At 52.0% G+C, this 9,411-nt stretch carries 6 protein-coding genes and 1 pseudogene; all 7 read left to right on the top strand.

Going from position 1 to position 9,411, the window contains the following annotated elements:
* Positions 1–106: 106 nt before the first annotated feature.
* Positions 107–1,285, top strand: a pseudogene (locus NBH15_RS29430) (DNA methylase); the annotation flags it as partial.
* Between the two features lie 208 nt (positions 1,286–1,493).
* A complete protein-coding gene (locus NBH15_RS24635; protein WP_250823801.1) occupies positions 1,494–2,618 on the top strand; it encodes an AraC family transcriptional regulator in 1,125 nt (374 codons plus the stop codon).
* A 200-nt stretch (positions 2,619–2,818) separates the two neighbouring features.
* Complete coding sequence (locus NBH15_RS24630) at positions 2,819–3,877, top strand: DUF3575 domain-containing protein (RefSeq protein ID WP_250823800.1); 1,059 nt, start codon at positions 2,819–2,821, stop codon at positions 3,875–3,877.
* Positions 3,878–3,892: 15 nt separating this feature from the next.
* Positions 3,893–4,783 carry a FimB/Mfa2 family fimbrial subunit gene (locus tag NBH15_RS29425; protein ID WP_350472297.1) on the top strand — a complete coding sequence of 297 codons (891 nt, stop codon included), beginning with the start codon at positions 3,893–3,895 and terminating at the stop codon, positions 4,781–4,783.
* A 32-nt stretch (positions 4,784–4,815) separates the two neighbouring features.
* Positions 4,816–5,847: a fimbrillin family protein gene (locus NBH15_RS24620; protein ID WP_250823798.1), complete on the top strand. Its 1,032-nt coding sequence runs from the start codon at positions 4,816–4,818 to the stop codon at positions 5,845–5,847.
* 120 nt (positions 5,848–5,967) lie between these two features.
* A complete protein-coding gene (locus tag NBH15_RS24615) occupies positions 5,968–7,659 on the top strand; it encodes a fimbrillin family protein (RefSeq protein WP_250823797.1) in 1,692 nt (563 codons plus the stop codon).
* A gap of 21 nt (positions 7,660–7,680) precedes the next feature.
* Complete coding sequence (locus NBH15_RS24610) at positions 7,681–9,303, top strand: fimbrillin family protein (RefSeq protein WP_250823796.1); 1,623 nt, start codon at positions 7,681–7,683, stop codon at positions 9,301–9,303.
* The last annotated feature ends 108 nt before the right edge of the window (positions 9,304–9,411 follow it).

Below are 9,411 nucleotides of genomic sequence, written 5' to 3'. Positions count from 1 at the left end.
TAGTTTGAGCCGGTCTCTGCATACAAACAGAGGCTTAGAAAAGCTTGAGCCGTATGAGGGGAAACTCTCATGTACGGTTCTTAGGGGGGAAGAGGGCAGCAATGCCCTTGACCTACCCGATCGCCCGTCCGACCTCGAACAGAGGGACGGACGGGGTGTAAGGGCCGGTAACGAGATTGCCAAGCATTTCGCAGGGAACAACGTGGATGTCATCATTTATGCCGTGGAAAAGTCGCTGGACTCGTACAAGTTCAACCTGCTGCACTGCAAGCAGACGTTCATCTCGCAGTTGAAGTCCGGCGCGTTGGGTGCGCGTACCATCGACGAGGGGGCTATGGACGAGAAGTCGGGCATGAACTTCTCGGAATACATGGCGTTGCTCTCCGGCAATACCGATCTGCTCGATAAGGCGAAATTGGAAAAGAAAATCGCATCGCTCGAAGGGGAACGCAAGTCGTGGGACAAGGGCAAGCGTGATTCGGAGTTCAAATTGGAAGCCAAGACGGGGGAACTGCGCAACAACACGGCGGTCATCGAAGCCATGACGGAGGACTGGAACCGCTTTCTTTCCGTTGTCAAGACCGACAAGGAGGGCAACCGCCTGAATGCGGTCAGGGTGGACGGCGTTTCTTCTTCGGATGAGAAGGTTATCGGAAAGCGTTTGCAGGAGATTGCCAGGAACGCCACGACGGGCGGACTGTACAATCCTGTCGGAGAACTTTACGGTTTCCCGATAAAGGTGGTCAGCGAGAGGATGCTCAAAGAGGGGCTGGAGTTTACCGACAACCGTTTCGTGGTGGAGGGGAACTACAAGTACACCTACAACAACGGGCATCTGGCGATGGCTGACCCGGTGGCCGCAGCACGCAACTTCCTGAACGCGTTGGAGAAGATACCCTCCACCATCGACCAGTACAAGGCGAAGAACGAGGTGCTGGAAAAGGAGGTTCCGCAGTTGCAGGAGATAGCGGGCAAGGTGTGGAAGAAGGAGGACGAGCTGAAGCAACTCAAGTCCGAACTTGCCGCGCTCGACCGCAAGATACAGTTGGAGCTTGCGCCGCCCACGCCCGAAGTCGCCGAAAAGGAGAATGACGGGCAGGAGGTCAAGCCGGATACGGAAGGTGTACGGAACGTACCGTCACAACCCACCGAAGAAGCTCCGCTGATACGCAGCCCGGCGAATGAGCGAAGTCCGTCTGGGAATTTCATTGCCGACCATGTCGTTATCGGACGGCCGGGATTCAACGTTCGTGACGAATGCAAACCGAAAGGAATAAAAATGTGAACGAGTGTGGATATGTATGGCAGGATTGGGAATATACCGTTCCTTTTCCTGCCTTTTTCCATCAATATGGTATAACAGGGATTCCATACGTAAAATCCTCCAATTTATATCAAGGAATAGGGTGTTGAAAGTAAATCGTCACGGCAAATCCGCCATATTTTCAGTATTTTTCGCTAATTTTGCAACCAAAATAGTCAGGCATAATAAAATGGAACCATCTATATACAGTTATTCACTTTGTATTGCGCTGCCGTTGATGTTGTTCTTCGGCTTTTATTTTTTGCTGGCCCAAACCCCGGAAAAGGCCATTTTTGAGAATTACCTACGCTCCCGGCGGATAATGGGTATGGCGTTGTTATTGCTTGCGGCAAACTATTCGGTACATTTCTTCTTCGGGATAAGGTTCAAAAATGTCCATGCAGCCATATTGATGAATCTGTCCACCTATTTTCTGTGCTACTACCTTTTCAGTTCAGCATTGATAACACTGCTTGACCGTTTCTATATCACACGGAAAAGGATTCGGACGCATATCATTCTATGGATCATCTTCTCCGGACTTTCCGGGGTTGTCCTATTGTTGTTTCCGGATGGAATAGTGCAGAAAAGCACTTTGCTGGCTTTGGCAGCATGGCTGGTGGTTTACGGACTGGTGTTGTCTCGCAGAGTCATTGTCGCATACCGCAGAGCTGTCCGGATTTTCGATGACACACATGCCGATGATATAGGCGCATATATAAAATGGCTGTCCATCTTTACTTATTGGGCTCTTATCTTCGGAGTTGGATGCGGATTGCTTACATTTTTGCCTGATGAATACGTTTATATATGGATTCTGTCATCAATTCCGTTTTACGTCTATCTCTACCATTGCTACCGGAATTATCTGCTGTTTTACGAACAGGTGGAAACCGCAATGGAAGATGGTATGATTTCTGAAGAGGAAGACCCGTGTGACACTAAACTGGAACAGATACAGAAACTGGAGAACCCGTCATACCGTTCCGAAATGGCGGAGAAAATAAACGGCTGGATTGATGCGGAGGGTTATATCCAGTCCGGCCTTACCATAAAGAAACTTGCTGATATGCTCCAGACTAACCGCACCTATCTGTCTGAGTATATCAAAACGACGTATGGTGCATCGTTCCGCGATTGGATTACCGGTCTCCGCATCAATTATGCGAAACGCCTGCTTGCGCAATATCCGAGGCTGACGGTTGCTGACATTTCTGAAAGATCCGGCTTTCTGTCCCCAAGCCATTTCATCAGGCTGTTCAAGGAAAATTCAGGCTGTACTCCTGTCAAATGGAGGAAAACAGAGGCGGAATAATGCACTGCTTTATGCCCAATAGAAATAGCCTAAACGACAAAAAATAGTCTGAACGACAAAACTGAAATGTTCTAAACAACAAAAATATGCGATTCTGACAATTGAGACATTTTTTATAGGCAAGAATCGGGCTGAATTTAAATCTTTTCGCTTATTTTGTATGTTAAGTCTGGATTGGAAATTTAAAAAGCATATAAAAAATGAGCAAAAGAATCCTATTCTTCATTTTGTTTTCGTGGCTGGCATCGGCAGCTTTTCCTGCTTTTGCGCAGCAGAAAATCGACACGGTCTACACTTTCCGCTTCGTGCCGCGGAAAGACATGTTCTATGTGCCATGGAATGACAATGGCAAAGAACTTGCGCGTCTTCTGGAGTGTATCGAAAGTAACAAACCGGATATAGTGGAGGGACGGCTGCCTCTTTACGTGGACGGATACTGTAACTCCGGCAAGTCGGAACGGGCAAGCCTTGCCATTGCGAAGATACGTTCCAACCGTGTGAAATCAGAGTTGATTACCCGGAAAGGACTGCGTGAAAACAACTTCATCACCCGTAACCATGCCTCGGATGGCGACTTCGTGACGGTGCGTATCATACTGCCGAAAGAGAAAGTGCCGGCTATTGTGGAGGATACACATCCCGGTTACGAGGAAGAAAAGGAACAGTCACTCCGTGAAAACGACAAGGCTACAGAAACAATCCAAGACGCAGAGGAGACAAAGGCATCCTCCGGACAGGAAAATCAGCCTGAAACTGTACTGCCGACATCAACCACAACTTTGGGATTATCACTGCGCGCCAACCTGCTGCGGTGGGCGACGCTCACGCCTGACCTCGGTATCGAGTGGCGCATTAACCGCGACTGGAGCGTTCTTGTGAACGGCTTGTGGACATCGTGGAGCTGGGATGACAAGAACCGACGCTATGCCCTGTGGGAAGTCGCTCCCGAAGTGCGCTATTATATAGGCAAGGAGAAGCGTGGCTACCTTGGTGTAATGTTCAAGACCGGGCAGTTCAATTATAAGCTCTCCGCGACAGGCAAACAGGGAGACCTTACGGGTGGAGGCATCACCGGAGGCTACCAACTGAAATTGAACAATGCCCTCTCGATGGACTTCTCCTTAGGGTTGGGCTATATCCATGCCGACTATGACAAGTATGTGGTCATCAACGGCGTGAGGGTAAGGCGCGGCAGCGAAACAAAGAACTGGTGGGGCCCCGTCTCGGCGGGTGTCACCCTGGTGTGGAACATCTTTTAGCGGAAAGGAGGAACAATGAATACAACGACAATCATACGACAGATAAAGGAATATATGGGAGCATACGGAAAGGCTTATACCTTATTATATCTAATAGGTGCGGTGACCATACTGACCTCGTGCGTGAAGGACGACCTCTATGACACGCCGCACCCCGACCGTGGGGCGGTGGTCGTAACCACGGACTGGAGCGGAAAGAGCACCGAGGCGGACATACCGCAGGCATACACACTGCGCATCGGCGGGAGGGAACAGAACGTGAGCGCGGCGACCAACGTGTTCGACGCGCTGCTCGCGCCCGGTGGCTACGGTCTGACGGTGTACAACTCCCCGGAGGGGATTAGTATCGACGGAAACAAGGCAACGGTGAATCCGGTGGATCTGACGGGTGCAATAGAGCCGCACCCCGGCTACCTCTTCGCCTCGCACCAGGACATCAGCGTCGTGGCGGACGACACCCTGCACGTCACCGCCCCGATGAGACAATACGTGCGCAGGCTCGACATCGAACTGACCGCCACGGAAGGCGACTACAGCCGTGTACAGTCGGCTACGGCAACGCTCTCCGGCGTAACTTCGACAGCAGACATAGCAACAGGCGAACGGAGTGGTGCGGCACAAGTGATAGACGCTTTCAAGCAGGACGGCAACAAATTCACAATCTTTTTCCGACTGCTCGGTATCGTCCCGACGGAAGCACAGACGCTCACGGTGGACATCACTTTCAACAACGGAGACACGCAGCGGGTAGTGAGCGACCTTACCGGGGCCATGAAGGACTTCAATAACGGTGCCAAACCGGTTAAACTCACGGGTAATCTGCTGCTGCCGGTAGAGGCCGGGGTGACGGGAGCAACCATCACGGGTTGGAACGAGGTAGAAAGCGGCAATGGGGATGCTAACTGACGATAAATATTTTAATCAAAAAAAACAATATTATGACAATGAACATGAGGTTTTTCATTCTTGCAGCAGCGGCAACGCTATTGGTTGCGTGTACACAAGAGGACGAGGTACGGAACAATCCGGTGGAAGCACGAATCACGGCAGGCGTGAGCGGGCCGAAGACCCGTGCTGTGGACAACGGGTGGAACGCCGACCGAATCGGCGTGATGGTGGTGGATGCCCCTGGCACGACCACGACCATGGGCGGCAAGTACAAGAACGTGGGATACGCAACCACGAGTACCGGCACCAACGCGGACTTTACCCCGATGACGGCGGGTGGCGGCATCTTCTTCGAGGACGCTTTCCTCGAGTTTACTTTTGCCGCCTACGCGCCTTACGCATCGGGCGCAAACGCCTCCACCCTGCCTGGTACAGACGGGAAGATTACGGTAAATACAAGCAACCAGCCCACGACCACGGAACAGGAGAAGGTGGACTACATCCATGCCACGGGAGCCAAGGCCGATAAAGACAGTCCGACCGTCAGCTTCACGGACAACACCGCCGCGGGCGGCAGCGACTGCTCCTTCAAGCACAAGATGGCCCGTCTTATCCTCAAGGTGCAGGTGTCGAACACCGACGGTTTCGACGACACTGCCGTGCTGGAATTCGCCGACTACAAGCTGGGCGGCCTGGTTCACGAGGGAACGTTCGATGTGAAGACCGGTACCGCCGCGACCGCGGGCAGCGTTGTGAGCGACTGGATGTTACGCCAGTGCACCGGTGCCCCGAAGACGGCCACGGACAAGTGCGTGGCAACCTTTGACGCCGCCACGGGCGTGATGACTTTCACCATGATCCTGCTCCCGCAGACACTCGCCAACGCTTTGGTGCTTGAGATATCTCCCGATGACGGGGAATACCAGAGCTACTCCAACAAGGACATGATCAAACCCGCGTTGGAGGCCGGTTATTCTTATACCTACACCATCACGGTGAAGAAGACGGGGCTGACCCTTAGCGGAAGCACCATCGAAAACTGGAACGACGGTGGTAGCCATGCGGGTGATGCAAAAATGTAGTGTGTCTGAAAGCCACTGCCGTGCATCAGGCGTAAGACGGAGGCACGCCATATATAATAAATGGTGCGGCAGCCCGCGTCGCAACGGGCAGTGGCACAAAACGAAATAAATAAAGACAATATGAAAATAATAAGGAACATAGCGAGAAGGCCGTGGCCGCGCATCGGCGGCTGGTTGCCGGTTGTGATGCTCATCTGTGGGGTGCTCGCTTCATGTAGCAGTGAGGATGAAAGCACCACGCCCCTGCCCGACGGCAAGTATCCGCTGCAACTGACGGCGGAGGTGGCGCGGCCGCAGACCCGCACCGGAGGTAAGGATGCGTGGACGGGCGGCGAGGAGATTAGAGTGTCACTGGAAGGCGTGTTTGGTAACAAAACATACGTGATGGACGCATCGGGCAATGCAAGCCCGAAGGATGCCGATAATGCCTTCTATTGGAAGAACACCGATGAAGCCCGCGTCAGTGCATGGACCCCGGACATAGAATCGGAAACGGATATTTCCGACCAAAGTGGCGGGTACGCCGCTTTCGATGTCCTGTACGCCAGTGCCATAGGGCGTTATGACCAAGCCATAAATCTCCGTTTCATCCACCGCATGGCGAAAATCGAAGTAATTCTCAAAGCTGGCGAAGGCATTACGGAAGAGGAGTTGGAGGGTGCGACCGTCACCATTTTCGGAGACCCGCTAACCCACTCAACCGCCGGCTTGGTTGCACCGGGAGACCAATCGGACGGCGAGATAAAGCCCTATTACGATGCCGCAACGAAGAAATACGAGGCATTGGTGCCGCCACAAAACATGACGGGTAAGCCGCTCGTCCGAATCAGCATCGGCAGCAATGACTTTACTTACACTCCCGAAACAGAAGCTGCCGGCAAATTTGACTTTTTCGGTGGCAAGCGGTATGCCTACACCATCACCGTGAAAGCCAACGGCATTGATGTGCAGTCGGTGACCAGTGGCACGTGGGTTGCAAATGGCGAGGAAAACGTCACCTCCAAAAGGGTAAAGCAAAGATTCACGGCGGATGAACTTAAAATCGGTGACTACTTCTACTCCGACGGTACGTGGAGCGACGGCGGATTGCGCAAAATCTATGCTGACGGCAGTATGCATATAGACTATTATAAACCCGGCCCTTTACGTGGCAAGACAGTCGTCGGCATTGTTTTTCAGACGGACAAGAGCCGTATCGGTAAAAAGGAAAAGGAGAAGTTGGGCGGTGAAGACAAAGTGCATGGGCTGGTTATGGCCGTTAAAAACGCAAACGCAGCAGAGAAAGTCATATGGAGCAACGAATCGAGGTACTTGGATTTTCTGAATGACTGCGTATCCAAATCCAATAATTATTCTGACATCAGCGGATACGGCAATTGTGAATCTATCCGTAGTTTAGAGGGTAACTTCGACAAGTATCCCGCATTACAGGCTGTTGATGGTTACAACACGACTTGCCCTGTCCCCACGACCACGACCGGCTGGTATCTTCCTTCCTCTGGCCAGTGGTGGGACATACTGCAGAATCTGGGCGGTTGTCCGGCTTTGGCGGATGGATATCAGCAAACCTCGTCAGACATCAATGAATTCTTCTGGTCGAACCAAGGAAATGTTCCCGACGCTTTGAATAAATGGATGTGGGGTATCGACGGTTGGGACAAATTCTCCTATTACCATCAGTTTTGGTCGTCTTCGAAGTTCAAGGGCAACACAATGCGGTATTGGGTAGCAAATTCTGATGATGGATGGATAAGCTGCCGATGGGGTAATATTAATTTCCAGCTCTATGTTCGTCCCGTCCTTGCTTTCTAATCTGTTTAATCCATTAAAAATATGAAGATACAAAACATATACCACCTCTTGCAAGCCGCATTGCTCCTGCTGCTTGCCGCCTCCTGCACGCAAGAAGAGTTCCCTGCCGCACAAGACAAGGCGCGGCAACTCACCATCTCCGTTACCGACGGGGGATACAATACATCGGCTGTGGACGGTAAAATCACCCGTGCCGTGGAGAACGGCTACACCACCGAGTTCACCGAGGGCGATGCCTGCGGACTTTTCATGATCCGCGGCTTATACTCGGATAAGAAGATGATTTATTCCAACGTGAAACTCACCGCAGAGAGGGATGCCGCCACGGGAAGCCTCGTTTGGAAGCCCGAGGCCGGTACGACACTTGAGGGAGGGTTGTCGGACGAGGAATACTACCTCTACTACCCCTATAAAGCGGACTTGGACGACATGGTCATAAGCAATCTGTTAGAATTCGCAATTACGAAACCCCAATTACCCTTCTTCTATCCGCTTGTTAATCGCTGGCCGGTGGAGGTCGACCAAAGTTCGTATGCGGATTACACCGCTTCCGACCTGATGACAGCTTCTTGCACACCCACATTGGAAAATGGTAAACTTCGGCTTGATTTCGTCATGAAGCACGAGTTTGCCTTGGTCGTCATTGAGATGCCGAAGACCGTTTACAAGTTTACCGATACCCGGATTCCCGACTACACCGTGCCTTCTGCCGCCACGTTCACAAGTGCTGCCGAGCCGCTGCGCATGGCCGATGGTACATACCGCTACTTGGTGCCCCCGTCCATGCCTGCTATCTGGGGAAGTTATGACGATGGGGACAGGGAGTTTACCATCAACACGTCCGCACCACACCCTATCAAAGGGGAATACAAGAGATACAAGGTGGACGGCGCAGTAAAAACCATAAGGAACTACATTTTGCAGGTCGGTGATTTCTTCCTCGCCGATGGCAACCTGATGCCGAATTATGCCGAAGCAGACGAAGTACGGACAGTCAATGTGGTAGGCATAGTTTTCCAAACCGACCCGAAGCGTATCGGTCAGGCAGAAAAAGATAAGTTGGGCGGCAATGTCCACGGTCTTGTCATGGCTGTGAAGAATGCTACGACATTCCAATCGTGGGGACTATTTGGTACAGACGAGGAGCTGGCGAAATGCGAGACGAAAGCCCGGAACTACAGCGACATCAGTGGTTACGGCAATTGCGAGCATATCCGCGCCAATCGCGGAAACTTCGACCGTTATCCCGCCTTCAAGGCCGCCGACGGCTACAACACGACCTGCCCGGTTCCCACGACTACTACCGGCTGGTATCTTCCTGCATCAGGTCAGTGGTGGGACATCCTGCAAAATTTGGGCGGTTGTACGGCTTTGGCAAAGCCGGATGAACAAGCCTCATCGCAAGACGATGATTTCGGTTGGTCAGGTCAAGGCGATGTTCCCGCTGCTTTAAACGCATGGATGGAGAAAATTGCCACAGACAGCAAGGATAATTTTAGAAGCGGTAGGTGGTTTTGGTCGTCTTCGGAGTACTCGGAATTCTTCGCACGGTACTGGTACGTGCAATCCAATGGTCGCGTGGGCTGTTACTGGGACCGTAAGGACGGCAGCAGCGTCGGTGTGCGTCCCGTCCTTGCTTTCTGAGGAACCGGTGTACTGACGACTGTTTCCAAAAGCTGTTAGGACAGTATTCGGATAAATCATCTTAGGAGGTTGTGTCAAAACTCTGGCACAACCTTTTTCTATAATTTA

Origin of the sequence: Parabacteroides caeci (assembly GCF_023656795.1) — a bacterium.
GTDB lineage: Bacteria > Bacteroidota > Bacteroidia > Bacteroidales > Tannerellaceae > Parabacteroides > Parabacteroides segnis.
This window is presented reverse-complemented; position numbering and strand designations above follow the sequence as displayed.